Annotated in this window: 27 protein-coding genes and 1 pseudogene; 13 read left to right on the top strand and 15 right to left on the bottom strand. The window is 63.3% G+C overall.

Annotated features, from left to right (window positions below; genetic code table 11):
- Positions 1-151 precede the first annotated feature (151 nt).
- Positions 152-760 carry a TetR/AcrR family transcriptional regulator gene (locus ASD99_RS17905; protein ID WP_056593657.1) on the bottom strand — a complete coding sequence of 203 codons (609 nt, stop codon included), beginning with the start codon at positions 758-760 and terminating at the stop codon, positions 152-154.
- 102 nt (positions 761-862) lie between these two features.
- Here ASD99_RS17905 and ASD99_RS35470 point away from each other — a divergent pair.
- The 4 genes and pseudogenes from ASD99_RS35470 to ASD99_RS17890 form a co-directional block, all read left to right on the top strand.
- Positions 863-1192, top strand: a pseudogene (locus ASD99_RS35470) (alcohol dehydrogenase catalytic domain-containing protein); the annotation flags it as partial.
- 121 nt (positions 1193-1313) lie between these two features.
- Positions 1314-1874, top strand: coding sequence for a zinc-binding dehydrogenase (locus ASD99_RS34730; protein ID WP_244497785.1), 561 nt, complete (start codon positions 1314-1316; stop codon positions 1872-1874).
- A 33-nt stretch (positions 1875-1907) separates the two neighbouring features.
- The gene (locus tag ASD99_RS17895) at positions 1908-2354 is read left to right on the top strand and encodes an OsmC family protein (RefSeq protein WP_057144439.1); all 447 of its coding nucleotides are present in this window, start codon (positions 1908-1910) and stop codon (positions 2352-2354) included.
- 16 nt (positions 2355-2370) lie between these two features.
- Positions 2371-2757, top strand: coding sequence for a nuclear transport factor 2 family protein (locus tag ASD99_RS17890; protein ID WP_057144438.1), 387 nt, complete (start codon positions 2371-2373; stop codon positions 2755-2757).
- A 51-nt stretch (positions 2758-2808) separates the two neighbouring features.
- Here the strand turns inward: ASD99_RS17890 and ASD99_RS17885 are convergent, their stop codons facing one another.
- From ASD99_RS17885 to ASD99_RS17860, 7 genes are all read right to left on the bottom strand, one after another.
- Positions 2809-3420 (bottom strand): LysE family translocator, encoded by a 612-nt coding sequence (locus tag ASD99_RS17885; RefSeq protein ID WP_056593645.1) that lies wholly within the window; start codon positions 3418-3420, stop codon positions 2809-2811.
- Between the two features lie 76 nt (positions 3421-3496).
- Entirely contained in the window at positions 3497-3880 is a 384-nt protein-coding gene (locus tag ASD99_RS17880) for a YkgJ family cysteine cluster protein (RefSeq protein ID WP_082583327.1), read from the bottom strand.
- A 21-nt stretch (positions 3881-3901) separates the two neighbouring features.
- Positions 3902-4066: a hypothetical protein gene (locus tag ASD99_RS34105; protein WP_082583326.1), complete on the bottom strand. Its 165-nt coding sequence runs from the start codon at positions 4064-4066 to the stop codon at positions 3902-3904.
- A 1-nt stretch (position 4067) separates the two neighbouring features.
- Positions 4068-4475 (bottom strand): hypothetical protein, encoded by a 408-nt coding sequence (locus tag ASD99_RS17875; protein WP_056593642.1) that lies wholly within the window; start codon positions 4473-4475, stop codon positions 4068-4070.
- Positions 4475-4699: a hypothetical protein gene (locus ASD99_RS17870; protein WP_056593639.1), complete on the bottom strand. Its 225-nt coding sequence runs from the start codon at positions 4697-4699 to the stop codon at positions 4475-4477. Before ASD99_RS17870 ends, ASD99_RS17875 begins: the two co-directional genes overlap by 1 nt.
- A 349-nt stretch (positions 4700-5048) precedes the next feature.
- Positions 5049-5258: a cold-shock protein gene (locus tag ASD99_RS17865; protein WP_010915421.1), complete on the bottom strand. Its 210-nt coding sequence runs from the start codon at positions 5256-5258 to the stop codon at positions 5049-5051.
- Between the two features lie 437 nt (positions 5259-5695).
- Positions 5696-6349, bottom strand: a complete 654-nt coding sequence (locus ASD99_RS17860; protein WP_056593636.1) for a glutathione S-transferase family protein — start codon at positions 6347-6349, stop codon at positions 5696-5698.
- 192 nt (positions 6350-6541) lie between these two features.
- On the opposite strand from ASD99_RS17860, the gene ASD99_RS17855 reads away from it, so the two are divergent.
- Positions 6542-6730: a CsbD family protein gene (locus tag ASD99_RS17855; protein ID WP_162256709.1), complete on the top strand. Its 189-nt coding sequence runs from the start codon at positions 6542-6544 to the stop codon at positions 6728-6730.
- Positions 6731-6787: 57 nt separating this feature from the next.
- On the opposite strand, the gene ASD99_RS17850 is transcribed toward ASD99_RS17855, so the two are convergent.
- Complete coding sequence (locus ASD99_RS17850; RefSeq protein WP_056593630.1) at positions 6788-7921, bottom strand: metallophosphoesterase; 1134 nt, start codon at positions 7919-7921, stop codon at positions 6788-6790.
- 114 nt (positions 7922-8035) lie between these two features.
- Here ASD99_RS17850 and ASD99_RS17845 point away from each other — a divergent pair, with 114 nt between their 5' ends.
- A complete protein-coding gene (locus ASD99_RS17845; RefSeq protein ID WP_056593626.1) occupies positions 8036-8230 on the top strand; it encodes a hypothetical protein in 195 nt (64 codons plus the stop codon).
- 49 nt (positions 8231-8279) lie between these two features.
- On the opposite strand, the gene ASD99_RS17840 is transcribed toward ASD99_RS17845, so the two are convergent.
- Entirely contained in the window at positions 8280-8960 is a 681-nt protein-coding gene (locus ASD99_RS17840) for a TetR/AcrR family transcriptional regulator (protein WP_057144436.1), read from the bottom strand.
- Between the two features lie 94 nt (positions 8961-9054).
- Between ASD99_RS17840 and ASD99_RS17835 the strand changes: the two genes are divergently transcribed.
- Positions 9055-9837, top strand: a complete 783-nt coding sequence (locus ASD99_RS17835; protein ID WP_056593620.1) for an NIPSNAP family protein — start codon at positions 9055-9057, stop codon at positions 9835-9837.
- Here ASD99_RS17835 and ASD99_RS17830 read toward each other — a convergent pair.
- Entirely contained in the window at positions 9834-10658 is an 825-nt protein-coding gene (locus ASD99_RS17830; protein ID WP_057144435.1) for an alpha/beta fold hydrolase, read from the bottom strand. The two genes, ASD99_RS17835 and ASD99_RS17830, sit on opposite strands and share 4 nt — an antisense overlap.
- A complete protein-coding gene (gene choX / locus ASD99_RS17825) occupies positions 10655-11593 on the bottom strand; it encodes a choline ABC transporter substrate-binding protein (protein WP_057144434.1) in 939 nt (312 codons plus the stop codon). Before choX ends, ASD99_RS17830 begins: the two co-directional genes overlap by 4 nt.
- Before the next feature lie 82 nt (positions 11594-11675).
- Here choX and betI point away from each other — a divergent pair, with 82 nt between their 5' ends.
- Positions 11676-12314, top strand: a complete 639-nt coding sequence (betI, locus tag ASD99_RS17820) for a choline-responsive transcriptional repressor BetI (RefSeq protein WP_056593611.1) — start codon at positions 11676-11678, stop codon at positions 12312-12314.
- Positions 12315-12435: 121 nt separating this feature from the next.
- Positions 12436-13194: an SDR family NAD(P)-dependent oxidoreductase gene (locus ASD99_RS17815; RefSeq protein ID WP_057144433.1), complete on the top strand. Its 759-nt coding sequence runs from the start codon at positions 12436-12438 to the stop codon at positions 13192-13194.
- Here ASD99_RS17815 and ASD99_RS17810 read toward each other — a convergent pair.
- A complete protein-coding gene (locus ASD99_RS17810; RefSeq protein ID WP_057144432.1) occupies positions 13179-14177 on the bottom strand; it encodes a LysR family transcriptional regulator in 999 nt (332 codons plus the stop codon). The two genes, ASD99_RS17815 and ASD99_RS17810, sit on opposite strands and share 16 nt — an antisense overlap.
- Before the next feature lie 105 nt (positions 14178-14282).
- On the opposite strand from ASD99_RS17810, the gene ASD99_RS17805 reads away from it, so the two are divergent.
- The 4 genes from ASD99_RS17805 to ASD99_RS17790 all read left to right on the top strand — a co-directional run bounded on the left by ASD99_RS17805 (position 14283) and on the right by ASD99_RS17790 (position 17461).
- The gene (locus ASD99_RS17805; protein WP_056593605.1) at positions 14283-14762 is read left to right on the top strand and encodes a cupin domain-containing protein; all 480 of its coding nucleotides are present in this window, start codon (positions 14283-14285) and stop codon (positions 14760-14762) included.
- Positions 14763-14918: 156 nt separating this feature from the next.
- Complete coding sequence (fumC, locus tag ASD99_RS17800) at positions 14919-16316, top strand: class II fumarate hydratase (protein WP_056593602.1); 1398 nt, start codon at positions 14919-14921, stop codon at positions 16314-16316.
- 174 nt (positions 16317-16490) lie between these two features.
- Positions 16491-16913, top strand: a complete 423-nt coding sequence (locus ASD99_RS17795; RefSeq protein ID WP_057144431.1) for a DoxX family protein — start codon at positions 16491-16493, stop codon at positions 16911-16913.
- A gap of 143 nt (positions 16914-17056) precedes the next feature.
- On the top strand, positions 17057-17461 hold the full coding sequence (locus ASD99_RS17790; RefSeq protein ID WP_056593596.1) for a DoxX family protein: 405 nt from the start codon (positions 17057-17059) through the stop codon (positions 17459-17461).
- A 39-nt stretch (positions 17462-17500) separates the two neighbouring features.
- On the opposite strand, the gene ppx is transcribed toward ASD99_RS17790, so the two are convergent.
- Complete coding sequence (gene ppx / locus ASD99_RS17785; RefSeq protein WP_056593593.1) at positions 17501-19036, bottom strand: exopolyphosphatase; 1536 nt, start codon at positions 19034-19036, stop codon at positions 17501-17503.
- Positions 19036-21237 (bottom strand): RNA degradosome polyphosphate kinase, encoded by a 2202-nt coding sequence (locus ASD99_RS17780; protein ID WP_056593589.1) that lies wholly within the window; start codon positions 21235-21237, stop codon positions 19036-19038. The genes ppx and ASD99_RS17780 overlap by 1 nt, the downstream gene beginning before the upstream one ends.
- Between the last annotated feature and the right edge of the window lie 40 nt (positions 21238-21277).

Genomic DNA, 21277 nt, shown 5'->3' with positions numbered 1-21277 from the left:
CATCTCGAGCGCGGTCTGTTCAGGGGCGGGTCGCTTCAACATGACCCAGTGAATCAAAAACCCCCGGCAAATGCCAGGGGTTTGTCAGCAGTCTGAGGGCGGCAGAGATGCCGCCCTTTTTGTTTTGCGCAGCGGTCGTTGTGGCCGCCCCTCATACGGCGGCATCTGCGCGTTGCTTTACCTCGCCGGCAAGCACCGCGGCTTCAATCAGCGCCGCGACCTCGTCGGCCACGGCCTGTACCGGGGCGCGGTCGCGGGTGGCGCGGGCGATCACCATCAGCCCTTCCAGCGACGATTCGACCAGCAGCGCCAAAGCGTGCGCGCGGCGCTCGGGCACCCCTGCCCTGACGAAGGCGTCTCGCAACAGGCCTATCCACTGTTCGAAGGCCGAGCGACACAACTCCGCCAGTTCCGGCACGTCGGTCGGCGAGTCCAGCACGACAGGCGCGATCGGACAGCCGAGCGAAAACTGGTTGTCCTCCAGCATGCGTCCCACCGACTGGTAGATATGATGGACAGCCACCGCCGGATCCCGTTCGGCGGCCAGCGCCTCGCCCAGCCTCTCCGTCACGTCGGCAACGCTGCCGCGCGTCACCTCGATAACCAGTTGGTCCTTGCCGCCGGGAAAATGGAAGTAGAGCGAACCGCGCGGTGCGCCGCTGGCGCTCAATATGTCGTTGAGCGAGGTGCCGTGATAGCCGCGCTGCCTGAGAAGCAGCCCAGTCGTCTCGAGTATGCGGGTGCGGGTGTCGTTGGCCATGTCAACCTCTGTCAGGAGGAAGCATTATAGGCCTTGCCTCGAATATGACAATCGGTCTACATAATATGTAGATCAGTCTACATACTTCTTGAGGAGATCGACATGCGCAGCTACCGTCTTGAAGGATCCGGCGGGACCGAATGCCTGGTGATGCGCGACGCGGCGCAGCCGGAGCCGAAACCGCATGAGATCGTGGTGCGCGTTCGCGCCACCTCGCTCAACCGGCGCGACACGATGATCCTCAACGGTACGTATCCGCTGCCGCCGCGCCACGGCGTCGTTCCGCTGAGCGATGGGGCCGGTGATATTGTCGCCATCGGCGATACCGTCACCCGCCTTGCCGTCGGCGATCGCGTGACAGGCAGCTATTTCGCCCGCTGGATCGACGGCCGCATCAATGCCGGGCTCATCGACCAGCTCGGCTGCACGCTGGACGGCATGCTGACCGAATACGCCGTTCTCGACGAACAATGGGCGGCGCGGCTGCCCGACCATCTCGACTGGCATGAGGCGGCGACGCTGACCTGCGCCGGCCTGACCGCCTGGGAATGCGGTGACGAGCACCGGAATTCCGAAGCCCGGCCAATGGGTTCTGGTCATCGGCTCGGGTGGCGTCTCGCTCTTTGCACTGCAGTTCGCCAAGCTGCTCGGCTGCTGTGTCGTCGCCGTCACCTCGCGTGGCGAGAAAGCCGACAGGCTGCGGGCGCTGGGCGCCGACCTGGTGATTTCGACATCGGATATACCGCAATGGGGTGCGACCGTCCGCGACCAGACCGGTGGCATCGATCTCGTCGTCGAGACCGGTGGCCCGGCGACCTTCGCGCAGTCGCTGATCGCCAGCACGCTTTACGGGCACATCGTACTGCTGACGTTGCAGGATGCGCAAGGCGGGCCGATCCAGCTGCCGGCGGCACTCTACCAGCGCAGCCTCGTCACCATCAGCCGCCTCTTCGTCGGCAACCGGACCAATCTCGAAGCCATGATGCGCGCCGTCTCGCAGCACCGCCTGCGTCCCGTCATCGACAAGGTGTTTGCCTTCACCGAGGCCGGCGATGCCTACCGCTATTTCCAGCAGGGTGACGTCTTCGGGAAGGTGGTCATCGACGGCGCCTGACCCATCGATTCCTCAAACCAAGGGAGAACGACAATGACAATTCGTGAAGCCTCGGCCGAGTGGCAAGGCACGCTGAAGGAAGGTTCCGGGCGCTTACGGCTCGGCAGCGGCGTCTTCGAAGGCGCCTATTCCTTCCCGTCGCGTTTCGAAAACGGTCCGGGCACCAATCCGGAAGAGCTGATCGGGGCAGCGCACGCCGGCTGCTTCTCGATGGCGCTGAGCGCCATACTGGGCAACGCCAATCATGTCCCGACAAGCATCAGCACCGTCGCCAGGGTGCATCTTGGCGCAACCGCGGCCGGGCCGACGATCACCTGCATCGAGCTCGAAACCGAGGCAGAGGTCGCGGGACTCGCCGAAGATGAATTCGCGCGCCTTGCACAGTCCGCCAAGGCGGGCTGTCTCGTCTCACGGGCCCTTGCCGGCGTGTCTCAGATCACCCTCAAGGCGACGCTCGTCGAAGCCATCAAAGGCCAATGAAGCCAGGAGAAAGAAGATGACACAGGAGCTTGTCATGGACGCAACCGCGTACGACCTGTCACAGCAAACGGCAGAGATCATTCGGCGCTACAACGACGTATTCCAACGCCATGATCCCTCGGCACTCACCGAACTGGTGGCTGAGGATTGCGTGATCGAGAACACAGTGCCAGCGCCGGACGGGGCACGCCATGCCGGCAAGGCGGCGTGCGTCGGGCTTTGGACGGCGATAGCAACCCAGGCCGGCACGCGTTTCGATATCGAAGAGACCTTCGTCGCCGGCGACCGGGCAACGATCCGCTGGCGCTATTTCATGGGCGACGGCAATTCGCTGCGCGGCGTCAACCTCATGCGCGTGGCCGATGGGCGGATCGTCGAAGCAATGGGCTATGTGAAAGGGTAGCGCGCGCACCGCGAGGAGCGGATCAGCGAGACTGAACCGCTCCCCGTGGCGCTACCGGTCGGCCAGCGCCAGCTTGGCGCCGAGCATGACGAAGGCACCGGCGAAGGTCCGGCGCATCCAGGTCAGCACCATCGGCCGCGACACGACATGGCTGCGGATCGAAGCGGCGAAGACGCCGTAGCCGACGAAAACCACGAAGGTCAAAAGCATGAAGACGGAGCTGAGCTCCAGCATCTTCGACAGCGCATTGGGCTCGGTGGTGCTGACGAATTGCGGCAGGAAGGCGAAGAAGAAGATCGACAGTTTCGGGTTGAGCACATTGACCAGGATGCCGGTGGCGATCACCTTGCCGGCCGAGCGTGGCGTCACATCCTGCTCGACGCTGAGGCCGCCCTTTTCCTTCAGCGTGTTCCAGGCCATGTAGAGCAGATAGGCGACGCCGAGATATTTCAGCGTCTCGAAGGCGAGCGCGCTGGTGTGCAGCAGCGCCGCAAGGCCGGTGATGGCGGCGGCCATATGCGGGATGATGCCGAGCGTACAGCCGAAAGCGGCGATGATCGAGGCCCGCGCGCCGCGCGAGAGGCCGGCGCTTAGCGTGTAGAGAACGCCGGTGCCGGGCGAAGCCACGACGATCAGCGACGTCAACAGAAATTCGATGCTCACGATGGTTCCCTCCGGCGCCCTGCCCTGTCACAGCGTAGCCAGCAAGGAAGGTGCGCACAAGCCGCCGATAGCAGCGCTAAAACGTCGGCAATCCGTGCGCCCGGCGCGCCATCAGGCAATCGTCGTCACCAGGCATGCAGGCGCGGCAGACATCCGGGCGGATTTCGTAAATGCCGCAAGCGGTCGACTTGCCGATCTCGCCGGACAGCGCCGAGCAGCGCACGCCCTCGCAACGCATGCCGGACAGATTGGCCGCCACATATTGTTCCGGGATACGGTCGAGTTGCGCGTCGTCCTCGGTGGAAAAACGCGGCCACTCGGCCGAATAGGAACAGCAGGCGCCGCAGCTCTGGCAGTCGAAGCCAGGAGCGATGCTGCGTTGCGACGCCAGAGGGCTTGTAGCGGCCACCAGAGCAGACAGCCCCGGCGCAGCAGGATTGCGATCGGCGTCTTGCGGCAAGGCGCTATTTCTTCTTGCCTGTCATTTCTTCTTGCCCGCCTTGCGAGACGCTTCGGCCGGCGACTTGAACAGATCGGTCGCAGTCTCGGCAGGTGCGTCGCCTTTCGGCGCGGCAGCCGGCTTGGTCGGTTTTGCGACGGCGGCCGCGGTTGCCGGCTGGTCCTTGGAGGAGAATTTTATGGCCATGTCAGTCCTCGTCGACGAAGCGCGATGATGGTGCGCGCGGATTGCGCAGGCGGCCGATCAGCGCCGAAACCGCCGTGATGTTCATTTCCTCGGGCGACCAGTTTCTGACTTCCGCGATGTGGTGGACTGCCAGCTCGCGATGCGTGCTGCCGCTGTAGGCGGCGTCCTGATGGGTGACGCGCTCATGCGTCTTGGCGTCTTCGCGGACATATTCGATCAGATAGTTCGGGCATTCGGCGCGACCGCGCACACCGAGTCGCACCTGTGCATCGCCATGGGCGCGTTTGCAGCGCTCCAGTTTTTCCAGCACCCGTCGCACATATTCGACCGGCTTGTTGAGCCCTTCGACCACGTCGGCGATCGTCGAGTCGGCGGCGATCAGTTTCGGAGGTACGCGCTTGGTGGCCATCAGCGTCTTCCGGCCCGTTTCGGCAAAGCAGCGAGCGCCGCGGCGGCGGCCAACTCATAGGCCTCCTTCTCCAGGCGCTGTTCGCGCAGGCGCGCGGTCTTGGCTTCCCGCGCCTCGCTGACGGCATCGCGTTCGGAATTGATGCGGTTGAGCGACATCGACTGGGTTTGCGTCTTGCTGAACAAGGACACGGCCTGTTCGACTGTCTTCGAATGAGCGGTCAAAATCTTTCTCCTGTCAGGAGCCTGTGCCGATGGAGCGAGACCGGGTCTTCGGTCGGGACCACGCACAAAGCATACGGCAGCGGATTCTATTCAAATTGCTGGAGCGTCCCTTAGCACGTCCAGGCCGGCGCGCAGCGCACTTTCGGCGGCAAGAAGCGCAAAATGAAAAAGGCCAGGCACCGCCTGACCTTCCGTTAAGAGAACGCCGTGCATCCAGACGGATGCACAAGACACACTCCTCATGCACATGATATGCCGTGGAAACTCAGGTCTCCGCGGCCATGCGCCCGAATTCGCCACTCACCGGTGCCAGTACATCCGTGGTCACCGGGAGAGCTGAATTCTTTTTTCAGGCCGCCTTCAACTGATCGGCGGACATCTTGCCCGACTTGTTGTCGCGGACCATCTCGTAGCCGAGCTTCTGGCCTTCGACGATGTCGCGCATGCCGGCGCGCTCTACGGCCGAGATGTGGACAAAAACGTCGGCCGAGCCGTCGTCAGGCTGAATAAAACCAAAACCTTTGGTGGCGTTGAACCATTTAACTGTGCCGGTGCTCATGACGAACCCTTTCCATGGCAAATATTCGTTCGACGCCATGCGGATGCACAACGTCGTTTGTCCCGATTTTTGATGTGGGAAGTTCGTCAAAGGCGCGCTCGAAAGCGCGGATAACAAAAGTCAGTCAAACAAATATCGACGAATATCTTGTAGGCTTCTTTTGACGCGCTGTCAAATCTGCATTCGCCACATCTGCGGAATTCTCCAAAAACGTTGGGCGGAATTCTCCAAAATAGCTGGCATGACGGCAAACTAAGACGCTAAACGGCGCGCTGCCGCCACCTCGAAAAAAAATCGCGGCCTTCGGGAACCATCTGCGCAAACGCGCATTTCTTCCGTGTCATCAGCAATTCATGAGAGCAATCGAAAGAAAGGTTGATGGCAAAGACGCCCCCCGCGCGATAAAAGGTGCGAGGGGCGTTTTCGTTTGGATCCACCTATTCGTCCGGGCCGGGTTCCGGCCACGTCTCCTTGGCCGCCTCGGCATACCAGTGCCGCATCGCCGACGTTGCCAGCACGGCATCGACATAGGCTCGCGTATCCGCCGCAAGCGTGCCGCCATAGGTGTCGAAGCGGGTCACGACCGGTGCATACATGGCGTCGGCCGCGGTGAAATGGCCGAACAGGAACGGGCCGCCCTTGCCGTATTTTTCCCGGCACTCGCGCCACAACGTCTCGATGCGCTCGCGTTGCGCCTCGCCTTCGGCATCGAGCGGCTTGTGGCCCTTTGGCCGACGCAAATTCATCGGCCAGCCGTAGCGAACTTCGCGGAAACCGGAATGCATCTCGGTCGCCGCCGAGCGCGCCAGTGCGCGGGCATCGATGTCGGCCGGCCAGAGTTTTTTGTCCGGAAACAGGTCGGCGAGATATTCAAGAATGGCAAGGGTTTCCCAGATGATCCTGCCATTGTGATTCAGCACCGGCACCTGGCCTGTCGGCGACACTTTCGCCAGATTGGCAAAGGTCTCAGGCGTGCGCAGCCGCACGAAACCCTCCTCGAACGGGATTTCCAGATGCCTCATCGCCACCCACGGCCGGAGCGACCATGAGGAAAAGCACTTGTTGCCGATGAAGAGCGTGAATTCAGCCAAGAAGGTCTCCCCGCACGCGCGATCACCCAAATCCTTTGGTCGGCGCGTGCCCACAGCCTAGCCCGCCAGCCCTTGCCTCAGGAGACGGCTGCGCGACCTGATCTGCTGCTCGAGCGACGCCTGGAACCTAACCGACGCCGGCTCGTTAGCCTCCCGCGAAAGAATTCCTCCGAAATTCAAAACTCCCAGGAGATGCGAAAAATGGTGAACAAGGATCAGGTCGCGGGCGTGGCCAAGCAGGTCAAGGGCTCGGTCAAGGAAGCCGCCGGCAAGGCAATTGGCAACAGGCAGACCCAGGCCGAAGGCACGGCCGACAGGATCGCCGGCAAGGTGCAGAAGGCCTATGGCGACGTGAAAGAAAAGGTCAAGAAGGCGCTCTGATCCGACATCGAGAAACGCACTTTTGTCGGGGAAAGGCGGTCGCGAGGGCCGCCTTTTTCATGTGCTCCAGCCTTTGCTGAAAGCATTGGTGAAAGCGACCTCGCCATGATCGCCGGTCGTCTCGCCCAGCGCCACGTCCATGCCGTCGCTTGTCACCCTGGCCAGCGCGAAACCTCCCATATAGGCGGCCTTCGGCTTGAACAGATCGAGCCCGTCACGGCGATAGATCATCGGCGTTTCGTGCTGGTGGCCATGGAAAATGCCGACGACATTGTAGCCCCTGAGCGCCGCCAGCAGCGCCTGCCGGTCGGCCTCGCTCCACCAGTGCGGCGCGCCGGCGCCGTCATCGTCATAGCTCTTTTTGGCGGCGTCCCAACGTTCCACCGAGAAAGTGTCCCAGCCATAGTGCTGGAACAGAATGACCGGACGACCATCCGCCGCGTAGGTCGCCAGATCCTGCTTCAGCCATGGCAGGCTGGAGTCGGCGCCATGGCCGGTATCGCCGGCGAAACGATGCGTCTGGATCAGATGCAGGCCGCCCCAGTCCCAGGAATAGCAGTCGGTGTCGACATCGTAGTCGGTGGCCGGCACTGGCGGCTTGAAGAACACGCCGGCGCGATGGTTGACCTCGACATAGTCGCGCAGTTCGCGCCGGTACCAGTCGACATGGTGCGGCGGCCCGTTCTGGTCGAGATCATGGTTGCCGAGCCCGACATAGACCGGCATGTGTACGCGATCGGGGCCAACGCCTTGGCTGTAGCGCTGGCTGAACTGGAGCAACTGGGTGCCCTCGCTCGGCTGGGTGATCTGGCCGCCGCCGTCGTCGGTCATGTCACCGCCGACGACGAGGCCGAGCGGCGTGCCGATGCGGCTGCCCGCCGAGCGCAGGCCGGTGGCGACGCCGTTGATCTCGGCCGGCCAGTCCTTGTCGCCGAGACCATTGAGCACTGCCACGTTGCGCAGTAACGCGGCGTCGGTCTTGCCTTCCTGCAGGCAGTTGGGGCTCAACCCGCTCGCCATGCGGCAGGCATGGACATCGGCGATGAACAGGAATGTGGCGTCGATGGACTGGACGCGCTGGCCGGTCTGGCTGAAGGCCGGACGCGACAAGGCGCCGGCCGCGGCAAATCCTGTCATCTGCTTCAGCAGGCTGCGCCGGGAAATCGAGTGGATCGGCAAGCGAGTCATCATGCGCGAAATTCAGCACAGGCGGCCCCTGCCGTCCAGTTGCCGTCACCACGCATCGACACCGCCGCGCGGGTCTGGCAGTCTTGACGTGGCGCGAGGACAGCCGCAACAATCGGCATGGCCCTGCTCGCCACGGCGAGCGTCGCGCATGGCGCCGAATGCGTCGACGCGAAAACCGCCAAGACCGGCTTCGTGCTGGAAAAACCGGGCATCCGCAGCGAGTTCCGGCCAGCGGCCGGCGGCATGGTTTCGGTTGCCAACATCTCCGAATGCGTAATCGGCTATGAGACGATCAAGCCGCTGGCGCAGTAGCGCCGCAAAATCAAAGCAGCCGCGTCGAGATCTCCCTGTCGCTGCGACATCAAAGGGCTCTCGATCGTGGCAGCACCCTACGGCGTCGCCTGGCTGCCAATCCGCCCTGCAATGACGACAGCGCGCTCCGCTCCAGTCCCGCCAGACAATCCCGCAGCACGCTCGCGTCCTGCGCCGTCTTGGCCATCGACATCGCCCCGGAATAGGCGGCGACCGCCAGCGCGGCAAAGCGCTCGGGATCTGTGCCCTCCTCCCTGCCCGCCTGCTGGTCGGCTCGCAGCTTGTCGGAAATCGCCCGCCGCCACCCGGCAAAAATACCGGCAAGGGCAAGGCGAAAATCCGGATCGGCGAGCGACAGTTCGTGCGCCAGATTGTTGAGCGGGCAGCCGCGCACGAAACCCTGCTGCTCCAGTTCCGCCGCCACGGCTTCGAACACCGCGCGCACGCCTTCGCGCGCCGACGCAGCCGCCAGCACCGGCGCGATCCATGTCTCTTCGACCGCCGCCGCCACACGCTCGTCGATCACCGCCAGCGCCAGCGCCTTCTTGGTCGGGAAATGGTGATGCAGCGCACCGCCGCTGACACCCGCCGCCGCCATCAGGTCGCCGAGGCTGGAGGCGTGATAGCCGCGCGCCTGGAACGCAACCTCGGCGACATCGAGCACTTTCTTGCGCATGCCTTCAGGGTCGTTGATGCGTTTTCGTGGGCGCGGTTTTGGTTGAACGGTCATCTCTGCTGACATGGCCAGACTCTAGCATATTGACAAAACAGGACAACCGGTCTGTTTATAAACAGGATGATCACCCTGTTTTAAGGAGATACGAATGAACGTGCCCCTGAACGCCAGGCCTAAACCCGCGGTGCTCGCCTCGCCTGTCGTCGAGCTTCGGCAATACACACTGAAGCCCGGCCAGCGCGACACGCTCATCGACATCTTTGACGGCAGACTGATCGAGGGCCAGGAGGACGCCGGCATGACCATCATCGGCCAGTTCCGGGATCTCGACCGCCCGGACATGTTCGTCTGGATGCGCGGCTTCGATGGCATGGTCGCGCGGAAAAATGCTCTCGCCGATTTCTATGGCGGCCCGGTCTGGGCGGCGTACCGCGACGCGGCCAACGCGACAATGATCGATTCCGACGATGTGCTGCTGCTCAAGCCGGCGTGGCCGGACGGCGGCTTCGACCTCGCGGGCGCGCAACGGACAGGCCTGGCGACCGACGAAAAGCCTATTCAAAACAAGCCGCTGACTGGCATCGTTGTCATCGAGATTCATCATCTGCGGCCCGGCACGGAGGTTGACTTCGCCAATCGCTTCGAGACTGCGGGGGCGCCGCTGATGACGGCACAAGGCGCACGCCTGCTCGCCGCGTTCGTTACGGAGCATGCCGAAAACAGTTTTCCGCGCCTGCCGGTAAGGGCTGATGAAAACGTCTTCCTGGTCGTCACCAGCTTCGACAGCGCCGAGGCGCATGCCCACCATAAGGCAGCCCTCGCCGCCTCGCCGGCATGGCAGGGCTTTTGGCAGGCCGCGCAAGCAGGCCTGACCAAACCAACGGAGACTTTGCGGCTCTCGCCGACATCGCAATCGCTGGTCGGGCGTTAGACTTCAAATGCCTCGACGATGGCCTTTGCAACAAGGGCCGGATCTTCCCAATGCGGGTTGTGGCTACAGCTCTCGGCGCGGGCGAAGGCGGCTTCTGGAAGAGCGGACCGCAATGCCTGCAGGTGCGCCTCGCCGAATAGCGGGTCGCACGCGCCGGCGATGATCAGCGCCCGCGTCTGCACGGCCCGTGCCGCGTCGGTCAGGTCGGCGCGGCGGATTTCCTCAAGAATCGCGCGCCAGCGCGATGCCGGCATCGCCGAGGCGTCTTTCGCCAGGCCGGCGAGAAAGACTGGGGACACGCCGGGCCGACAGGCATGCCACCAGGCATAAAACGGGTCGGCCGGCGATATCGGATCGCGCAAGGCCTCAACGCCCGCGACTAGAGGGTGATCCGGCGCGAAATCAGGCTTCAACGTGCCGGCCAGGACCACCAGGCCGCCGATCAGCTCCTTGTGCCGCCCAGCCAATGCGATAGCCACCATTGCGCCCAGCGAATGGCCGACGACGACCGGCCGGTCGAGCCGTAAACACTGGATCAGCCCGGCAATATCGTCGGCGAAATCGGCGATGGCGCAGCCCTGGCCCGCTTGCGAGGCGCCATGGCCGCGCAGATCCGGCATGATCAGCCGGCGGCCGGCCAGATGCGGCGCCAAAAGCGAAAAGCTGCGGCTGGTGTCGGTGAACCCGTGCACCAGCAGCAGCGCCGGCTCGGCGCCTGATATCTCGACATAGGCAATGCCGAGATCGCCGACGGTGACGAACTGCTTGCGGCCGGCCCAGGCGTCCTGGTCCGGCAAGGCATCCAGCACCGCCGGTCTCACAGGCCGAGCTTCTCCTTGACCGCGGCAAGGCCGGGTTGGCCGTCGAAGGTGGTGACGCCGGCGAGCCAGGCGTCGAGGCGGCTTTTGTTCGCTGTGATTGCCTTCAGGGCCCCGTCCTCCGGCTTCATGCCGTCATTGATCAGATAGCCCATGCCGACATTCTCGAAATCGATATCGAAGGCGAGGTTCTTCAAGAACTGCGCGACGTTGGGACACTGATCGAGATAGCCCTTGCGCACCTGCGTCGTCACGGTCGCGGCGCCGAAGTTCGGGCCGAAGAACTTGTCGCCACCGGTCAGGTACTTGAAGTCGTACATCGTGTTCATCGGATGCGGCGCCCAGCCCTGGAAGACGATGAACTGCTTTTCCTTGATCTCGTAGCCTACCTCGGAAAGCATGCCAGCTTCGCTGGACTCGACCACCTGCCAGCCGTCCAGACCAAAGGCGGGATCGGCGATGGCGTCCATCATCAATTGGTTGGAGCCGGGCTCGATGCCGTACATTTTCTTGCCGAACCTGTCGGCGAATTTGTGCAGGTCGGCGATGTCCTTGACGCCAGCCTCCCAGACATAGGTCGGCACGGCGAAGGTGTATTTGGCGCCTTCGAGATTGACGCGCACATTCTCGACAGAGCCGTCCTTCTTGTACGGCTCGTAATAGGTGACCATGGCCGGATCCCAGTAGCCCAGGAACAGGTCGAGATCCCTATTCTTCATGCCCTCGTAGATGACGTTGATGCCAAGAACCTGGCTCTGCGGCTGATAGCCGAGCGCCTGCAACAGCACATTGGCGACGCCCGTTGTGAAGGCAAGGTCGTTCCAGCCGGGCTCGGCCATGCGCACAGCCCTGCATTGCTCGGCCTCGGCCGCCTGGGCCGCATGAGAGGCCAACATGAGGGCAGCAAGACAGACGCCGTTTGCAAGGATGCGGAACATTCGGTTCTCCTCATTGTAATCAGATTGACCTATTGGTCTTTTTATTGTCCCATGGGTCAATTCTTGATCTGAGCGGGCGAAAATGTCAACGTGGATTCGCAATGCATGGACCGAGCCCGTGAAACTCAAGCGTCTCAGTGAGATTCGCCGCAAGGAACTGCGGCAGGCGGCCTTCGCGGTGCTGGAGCGCGAGGGCATTGCCGGCGCGACACTGGAGAAGGTGGCGGCCCAGGCCGGCGCCTCCAAGGGCATCGTGCTGCACTATTTCCGCAACAAGCAGGAATTGTTCGAGCACGCGATGCGCGAGGCCAACGCCGTCCTGTGCCAGGCCGTGATCGCGCGGCTTCGCCGGGCGCATACCCCGATGGAGCGCATGGATGCGGTGATCGAGGGCAATTTCGAGGAGCATCTGTTCCAGCCTCCCCTGTGCCATGCCTGGCTGTCGCTCTGCGCCGAGGTGCCGCGCGACGAGAAGATGGCCCGTATCCAGAGAGTGATCCATGCGCGCATGCGCTCGAACCTGTTGTCGGGCCTGCGCGGCCTCGCCTCGCCGGCGGATGCCGACGACATCGCACTTGGCGTCACCGCGCTGATCGACGGGCTTTGGCTGCGGCTCGGCCTGCAGCCGGGCAGCGTCTCGCGCGAACAGGCGGTCCGCCAGGTCAAGAATTATGTCGCGGGCCGGCTGGCCCTGCGGGAGCTTGCGACCGGCGACGCGTAAACCGGCCTCGGCTGGCCTGCGCCGGCAGCGGTCGAAGTTCATACCCGGGGATAGGCCGGCGGCTTGACCGCGGCCGCCAATGTACGGTGCTCTCGACGAGGCAGAAATCTCGGAGCGTCGAATGAGACTTCACAACAGGCGCGCGCTGGTCACTGGTGGCTCGGACGGTATCGGTCTGGCGATCGCCGAGGCTTTTTCGCGCGAGGGCGCGGACGTGCTGATCGTCGGCCGCGACACCAAAAAGCTCGACGCCGCCCGCAAGCACCTTGGCGGTACTATCGAGACGCTGTCGGCCGATCTTGCCACATCGGCAGGCATCGCAGCCGTCGTCGAGCATGTGAAAAAATCCGGCAGGCCGCTCGATACCCTGGTCAACAATGCCGGGGTGGCTTTCCTGGTGCCGTTCGAGATCGTCAGCGAGGAGCAGTTCCAGCAGTCCTTCGCGCTCAATGTGACGGCGGTGTTCTTCCTCACCCAGGGCCTGCTGCCGCATCTCTCGGCCGGCGCATCGGTGATCAACATCTCGTCCTACTTCGCCAACAAGATGATCCCGAAGCGGCCGTCGAGCCTCTATTCCCTGGCGAAGGGCGCGTTGAACTCGCTGACCAAATCGCTGGCCTTCGAACTCGGCCCGCGCGGCATCCGCGTCAACGCCATCGCGCCCGGTACGGTCGACACCGCCATGCGGCGCAAGACCGTCGACAATTTGCCGGCCGAGGCAAAAGCGGAGCTGAAGGCCTATGTCGAGCGCAGCTATCCGCTCGGCAGAATCGGCCGCCCCGGCGATCTGGCCGGCATCGCGGTCTATCTGGCCTGCGAAGAGGCCGCCTGGACCAGCGGCGGCATCTTCTCCGTCGACGGTGGCTATACGGCTGGCTGATCCGTCCGGCCGCCAGACCAGGCGCCGGCATTTTCCGCGGCACCGCTTTCCACAAATCCGAGTGCGCCTACCGCCTCCAGGATCTGATCGCGAACCCAGCGATGAGGTGGCTCGTCGTCGTGGCGCGCGTGCCAGTACATCCTGACTTCAGGAACCGCAATGGGAAGTGGCGGTTCGAAGATGACGAGCGGCAGGGTCTTGGCCGCCCAAACCGCGAACTGCCTGGGAACCGCCGCGAGGTGGTTTCCGTTTGCCACTGCCAATGCGACAGCCTGAAAGTGCGGCAGTGTCAGACTCACACGGCGCGTTCGTCCGATCTTGCGGAGCGCCTCGTCGGTGGAGCCCGACATCGAGCCGTCGATAGAGCGAAGAACATGGGGCAGTTCGCAGAAAAGCCCGATCGGCAGGGGCTCGCCTTGCGTGACCCCCGCCTGCCTGATCGCAGCGTTGTCGTGCGCGGCGATGATGGCGAAAGGTGAATGGAACAGAGGCGTGCTTGAGACCCGGTCGGAGACCTCCAGCGGACGCTCGAGCGCTACGTCGATTTCATCGTCCTGGAGCAGCCGCGAGACGTCGCCGCGCGCACTGTCGAGAAACCTTAGCGACGCGCGCGGCGCGGCACCCGCGATGCGTGCCGCCAAGGTTGGCATCAGCATCATGGAAAAGAAATCCGCCCCCATGAACGTGAAAGTTCGCTCCAGCTCCGCAGGATCGAACGCGTTGGCCGAATGGAAGACGCGTTCGATCTCGCGAAGCGCCACGCGCAACGGCTCGGCCATGCTCTCGGCGCGCGGCGTCGGCATCATGTCATTGCCCCGTCGCACGAACAGCTGGTCGTTGAGGAGATGCCGCAAGCGGTTGAGCGCAGCGCTGACGGCAGGCTGGCTGAGGCCGATCTGCTCGCCGGCACGCGTAACGCTTCTCTCCTGAAGAAGGGCGTCGAACACCCTGACGAGATTGAGGTCGAGCGCATTCAAATTCATCGCATCAATTCGCCCCATACGATCATTCGATTTCCGTTGTCGGCATATCCCTGGCTAGGTCGTCATAGGCAAAGCAGGCACAGGCAACAGAAGGATCAGACAGCCATGACAATGACCCCCGGCACGATCACAGGCAAGGAACTCTTCTGGTTCAACAACACGCTCGTCGCGATCCACGTCTCGTCGGCGGCAGGAGAGGACGGTACCTGCGTCGTCGAGCATCGCATGCCCTATGGCGACTCTCCGCCGCTGCATGTGCATCGCAGGGAAGACGAAGTGTTTCACATACTGGAGGGGAGATTGCGCTTTCAGATCGACGGCTACGAACGCATTGCGGACGCCGGCGAAACCATCATCGCGCCGAAAGGCCTGCCGCACACCTACCGGGTCGAATCCCCGCAAGGTGCGCGCACCCTCACCGTCACGCGAGGTTCGGATTTTGAGACGATGCTGCGTCAGGCGAGCCGTCCCGCCGAGCAGCCCGAACTGCCGCCGCAGATGGAACCGACACCGGAAATCATCGCGGCACTGGTGCAGCTCTGTGCAAAGAACGGCATCGACATTGTCGGCCCGCCGCTGGGGTGAGAGGCCGAAACTGCGCAGCCCTTCCTTCTTCCCTTGTGGGAGAAGGAGAGAAGCGCCGCGCCTTCAACCGATTTGCATCCTTGCCGCCCGCATTCTCTGCTTGAAGCCGTTTGTGCAACGCGATACGCCGTTGCCGACTTCGACGAGGAGAGACCCGTGACCGCTGCAAAGACCAGAACCGAAACCGACACGTTCGGCCCGATCGAAGTCGCCGCCGATCGCTATTGGGGCGCGCAGGCGCAGCGTTCCCTTGGCAATTTCAAAATCGGCTGGGAGAAGCAGCCGGCATCGATCGTGCGCGCGCTGGGCATCGTCAAGCGCGCGGCGGCCGAAGCGAACATGGAATTGAAGCGGCTCGACCCGGCGATCGGCAAGACGATTGTCGAGGCGGCGCAAGAGGTCATCGACGGCAAGCTCAACGACCATTTCCCGCTGGTGGTCTGGCAGACCGGCTCGGGCACGCAGTCCAACATGAACGCCAATGAGGTGATCTCCAACCGGGCGATCGAGATGCTGGGCGGCGTCATGGGTTCCAAGAAGCCGGTGCATCCCAACGACCACGTCAATATGAGCCAGTCGTCGAACGATACCTATCCGACGGCCATGCACATCGCCTGCGCCGAGCGCATCGTGCACGATCTCTTGCCAGCGCTGAAGCACCTGCACAAGGCGCTGGACGCCAAGAGCCGGGCCTTCAATCACATCATCAAGATCGGCCGCACGCACACGCAGGATGCCACCCCCCTCACGCTTGGCCAGGAATTTTCGGGCTATGCCGCGCAGGTCGCCTCATCTATCAAGCGCATCGCGCTGACGCTGCCCGGCCTGCAGGAACTGGCGCAGGGCGGCACCGCCGTCGGCACCGGCCTCAACGCGCCGGTCGGCTTTGCCGAACGGGTGGCGGATCGCATCGCCGCCATCACCGGCATCGCCTTCGTCACGGCGCCGAACAAGTTCGAGGCGCTGGCAGCCCATGATTCCATGGTGTTTTCGCACGGCGCCATCAACGCGGCGGCCGCCGCACTGTTCAAGATCGCCAACGACATCCGCTTCCTCGGTTCCGGCCCGCGTTCGGGCCTCGGCGAACTGTCGCTGCCGGAAAACGAGCCGGGCTCGTCGATCATGCCGGGCAAGGTCAACCCGACCCAGTGCGAGGCGATGACCCAGGTCTGCGTGCAGGTGTTCGGCAACAATGCTGCCCTCACCTTCGCCGGCAGCCAGGGCCATTTCGAGCTCAACGTCTACAACCCGCTGATGGCTTACAACTTCCTGCAGTCGGTGCAGCTGCTCTCCGACGCCTCGGTCTCCTTCACCGACAATTGCGTCGTCGGCATCGAGGCGCGGGAAGACAACATCAAGGCGGCACTCGACCGCTCGCTGATGCTGGTGACGGCGCTGGCGCCGACCATCGGCTACGACAATGCCGCCAAGATCGCCAAGTCCGCGCACAAGAACGGCACCACGCTGCGCGAGGAAGCGCTCGCCACCGGGCTGATCAGCGAAGCCGATTATGACCGGCTGGTGCGGCCGGAGGATATGACGCATCCGGGGTAAGACATCTCGCGACAGGAGAATTTACCCCCGTCGCGACCTGACCTGACCCGAATTTTGCACGGTTTGTCCGACGGAAATGCACTATCTGTGAACAATGTGTTGCCAGATCGGAAGCTTTGGTGAACAGTCGGTATCGTCTATCTGATGGCCATTCAACCCATTCGGAGACCAGCCATGTCCACCAACACTTCCGTCGCCAGCACCGGCACGACATCCAATGCATCAATCGTGATCCTCGTCGGCCGCATCCTGTTGTCGATCCTGTTCATCCTGTCGGGCTTTGCCAAGCTAACAGCGATTTCCGCCACCGCGCAGTGGTTCGGCAGCATCGGCCTGCCGCTGCCGACGGTCGCCGCGGTCGGTTCGGGCCTGCTCGAATTCTTCGGCGGCCTCGCCATATTCGTCGGCTTCCAGACCCGCCTTGTGGCGATCGCGCTCGCAATCTTCACGCTGGGCGCCACGGCTGTCGCGCACCTCAACTTCGCCGACCAGATGCAGCTTCTGATGCTGCAGAAGAATCTCGGCCTCACCGGTGGCTTCCTACTCTTGGCGGTGCTCGGCGCCGGCGCCTACTCGGTCGACGCCAAGCGCGGCTAAGTTTCCCTCCCCAGACTTGAGATGAAAGCGGTGCGGAATTTTCCGCGCCGCTTTTTCGTTGTCCGTGTATGCCCGCCGATCAGCCGGAATTTCTGCTAGGATCGGGGACGAGGCCACCCGCGGCCGACAACGGAGGTGAACGCATGCCCCGCAACGTGCTGCTCCTGCTTTCCCGGCTGCTGCTCGCCGCCCTGTTCGTGCCCTCCGGTTTCCAAGCGTTGAGCGATATTGCCGGCACCACAGGCTATTTCGCCGGCCTCGGCCTGCCGCTGCCGACGCTTGCCGCCTGGGGCACGGGACTGTTCGAACTGATCGCCGGGCTGCTCATCCTGGTCGGTTTCCAGACCCGGATCACAGGGCTGCTGCTTGCCGCCTTCTGCATCGCCGCCGGTTTCATCGGCCATTACGGCCAAGGTGGCGGCGACGCGATGCTCGCCTTCCTGCACCAGCAGATGCTGATGAAGGACATCGCCATATCGGGCGGCTTCCTGGCATTGGCGATGGCCGGTGCCGGCGCATGGTCGGTCGACGGGCGTGGTTTGGCGTAACGCCTACTTCACCGACACGCTTTATTTGACCGAGACGCCCTATTTCACCGACACGCTCGGGCCGCCCTCGACGGCCAGCACCAGCCGGCGGTTGGTTATCCTTGCCAGTTGCGCCAGGCGCCCGGCCGGCCGTTCGCCATAGAGATCGGCCAGCGATGCCGGCAAGACCAGCGCCAGCACGCCATTGCCGCGCTGTTCCCATTTCAGCCTGGGCATGATGCCGGGCATCGACGCCGTCAGCAGGTAGACGACGCGCATCATCGCCGCCAGCACCCGTGCCCGCTCCAGATAGCGTGGCGTCGCCAGCGCCTTGATCTCGGGTGCGATGGCTTCGTTGAAGATGCCGTCGTGACGATAGGCGTTGGCCAGCGCCAGGAAGGCGCGGCCGGGATGGTCGACGCCGAAGAAGGATGCGTGCGCGATGATGTTGAGCGATTGCTTGCCGCGATATTCGGGGTGCGCGCGCCAGCCGATGTCGGCCAGCAACGCGGCCGCATGGCGGTAGCGCGCCTCGTCCTCGGTCTCGTCGATGCCGAAGGCGGCAAAGGTCCTGGCGGTCCAGTCGACAAGTTCATGCGCATGGGTGACGGAGCGTGAGCGCAGGCGTGCGAGTTCTTCCGAGGCCGAAATCAGCGGATCGGCCTTCTGCTCGGCCGCGTCGAGCAGCGAATAGAGAAAGCCTTCGCGCACGCCGAGCGCCGAAACGATGATCTTCGACGGCTGCATCGCCGCCATGATCTCCTGCAGCACGATAGCGCCATAAGGCAGCAGCGAACGGCGGTTCTTGGAAACGCCTTCAATCCCCTTGACCTTCTCGATCTCCGCTTTGGCCACCTGCTTGAGGAAGTTCGCCGCGCTTTCAGCCGATATCTCGTAATGGTGCATGACGCCGAGCGGATAGTTGGTCATTTCCATGTGCAGCCGGGCGAGATTTCGCCAGGTGCCGCCGACGGCATAGAAGGGCCTGCCCTGCCCGCCCTTCAACAGCTTCGCCTTCGCCAGTTCGTCGCGCGTGATCTTGGCTGCCTGGGTCAGCGAGTTTTTCGCCATGTCCTGCAGGCGCAGGCCACCCAGCGGCAGCGTTATGCCGTCACCGATCGCTTCGCCGTTGACGTCGACCAGCTCGAGGCTGCCGCCGCCCAGATCGCCGGCGATGCCATCGGCCGGGTGAAAGCCGGAAATGACGCCGAGCGCCGAATAATAGGCTTCCTGACGGCCGCTGATGACACGGATCTCCGTCTTCAGCACGTCCTCGGCGCGGTGGATGAAATCGGGACCGTTGACCGCCTCGCGGGCGGCGGCGGTCGCCAGCACATACATATGCTCGGCGCCGGCTTGGTCGGAGAGCGCGCGAAAGCGGCGGAACTCTTCCATCGAGCGGGTCACCGCCTCGGGATCGAGCTTGCCTGTCGAAACAATGCCACGGCCGAGACCGGCCAGCATCTTTTCGTTGAACAGCATGGTCGGCGAGCGCGCCAGCCCCTCATAGACGACGAGACGGATCGAGTTCGATCCGATGTCGATGATGGACAGCGGTCGGCGGTCCTGCAGCCGGCCCTGGGAATAAGACAGCATCAGCCGGACGCTGCGGCGTTCTTCTTGCGACGCTTGAACTGCGCAATGCGCTTGGGCGCATGCGACTTCAGCGCGTCACCCCGTCCCGACAGGCTCGGATTGGTCATGAAATATTCCTGCGCGTTGAACGGTTCCTCGCCCTCCTCCAGCACCACGCGCCGGGAGGTTCCATCAGCCAATACGTCGAAACTTTGCTGATTGTCCATGATGTTGCCCAGCATGATCTGGCCAAGGATCTGTTCATGCACAGTTGGATTGGTGATCGGCACCATGGTCTCGACGCGGCGGTCGAGATTGCGCGGCATGAGATCGGCCGAAGAGATGTAGACGATAGCCTCGTCCGACGGCAGGCCGTGACCGTTGCCGAAGCAATAGATGCGGCTGTGCTCGAGAAAACGGCCGACAATGGATTTTACACGGATGTTTTCCGACAGGCCTGGAACCTGCGGCCGCAAGCAGCAGATGCCGCGCACGACAAGGTCGATCTCGACGCCGGCTCGGCTGGCATCATAGAGCGCGTCGATGATGATCGGATCGACGAGCGCGTTCATCTTCATCCAGATGCGCGCCGGTTTCCCCTCCACCGCATAGGCGATCTCGTCCGCAATGTGCTTCAGGATACGGCTTCTCAGCGTGAACGGCGAGATCGCCAACCGCATTTCATCCGTCGGCTCGGCGTAGCCGGTGATGAAATTGAAGAGCTGGGCGACATCGCGGGCGATCGTCGGATCGGTGGTGAAGAAGGACAGGTCGGTATAGATGCGCGCTGTGACCGGATGGTAGTTGCCGGTGCCAAGATGCACATAGTTGCGCAGCTTGCCGTCCTCGCGCCGCACCACCAGCGACATTTTCGCATGCGTTTTCAGTTCGAGGAAGCCGAACACGACCTGCACGCCGGCACGCTCCAGGTCGCGCGCCCAGCGGATATTGGCTTCTTCGTCGAAGCGCGCCTTGAGCTCGACCAGCGCTGTCACCGACTTGCCGGCCTCGGCCGCGTCGACCAGCGCGCGCACGATCGGGCTGTCATTGGAGGTGCGGTAAAGCGTCTGCTTGATTGCCACCACTTCCGGGTCGGCCATCGCCTGGCGCAGGAACTGCACGACGACGTCGAAGGATTCGTAGGGGTGATGGACGACGATGTCCTTCTCGCGGATGGCGGCGAAACAGTCGCCGCCATGCTCGCGGATGCGCTCGGGAAAACGCGGATTGTAGGGCGTGAATTTCAGATCGTCACGTGGGACGGCGACGATCTCGGAGATCTGGCTGAGCGCCAGCGGTCCGGTCAGGACGCTGATGCGGCTCGACGACACTCCAAGCTCGCCTGCCACGAAGTCGCGCAATTCGGAAGGCATCAGTCTGTCGAATTCGATGCGGATCACCGACCCGCGCCGCCGCCGCTTCAGCGCCGTTTCGAACAGACGCACCAGATCCTCGGACTCCTCCTCGACCTCGATATCGCTGTCACGAATGATGCGGAACGTGCCGGAGCCCTTGACCTCGTAGCCGGGAAACAGCTTGCCGATGTACAGGCCGACAGCCTCTTCCAGCGGGATGAAGCGGACATGATGCTTGCGGTCCGGCAGGCGGATGAAGCGCTTCAGCGCAACCGGCAGACGCAGCAGCGCGCTCATCTCTTCGCCGTTCTTGCGGTGGCGCAGTTGGAGCGCCATCGAGAAGCCGAGATTGGGAATGAACGGGAACGGATGCGCCGGGTCGATCGACAGCGGGGTGAGCACCGGGAACACCTGCCCCTGGAAATGGTCTTCCAGCCAGACCTTTTCCTCCTTGGTCAGCGCATCGCGGGTGATGCTCTCGATGCCTTCCTTGTTGAGCAGCACGGTGAGCGCCGAAAGGCTCTTCTGCTGGTCTTCCTGCAGCCGCTCGACCTCACGCAGCAGCTGTTCGAGCTGCTGTTCGGGGGTGCGGCCGTCAGGGCTCTTCAGCGTGATGCCCTCGCGCACCTGGCCGGCGAGGCCGGCGACGCGGACCATGAAGAATTCGTCGAGATTGGCGGCCGAGATCGACAGGAAACGGACGCGCTCCAGCAGCGGATGATTGAGGTTCAGCGATTCCTCGAGAACGCGCCGGTTGAACTGCAGCCAGGAAAACTCCCGGTTGACGAAGCGATCCGGGTTGCCGCCCTCCGGACGAGCCACCTCGACGTTCACGAATTCGCTCTGGACCGGCTTCAGTTCGTTCATGGTTCCTGCTCTTCCCACACCGTCAGCCGGTTAACCGGCT

The organism is Mesorhizobium sp. Root695 (assembly GCF_001428185.1).
Classification (GTDB): Bacteria; Pseudomonadota; Alphaproteobacteria; order Rhizobiales; family Rhizobiaceae; genus Mesorhizobium.
The sequence above is the reverse complement of the archived record's forward strand: the minus strand, read 5'-3'. Positions and strand labels throughout refer to the sequence as shown.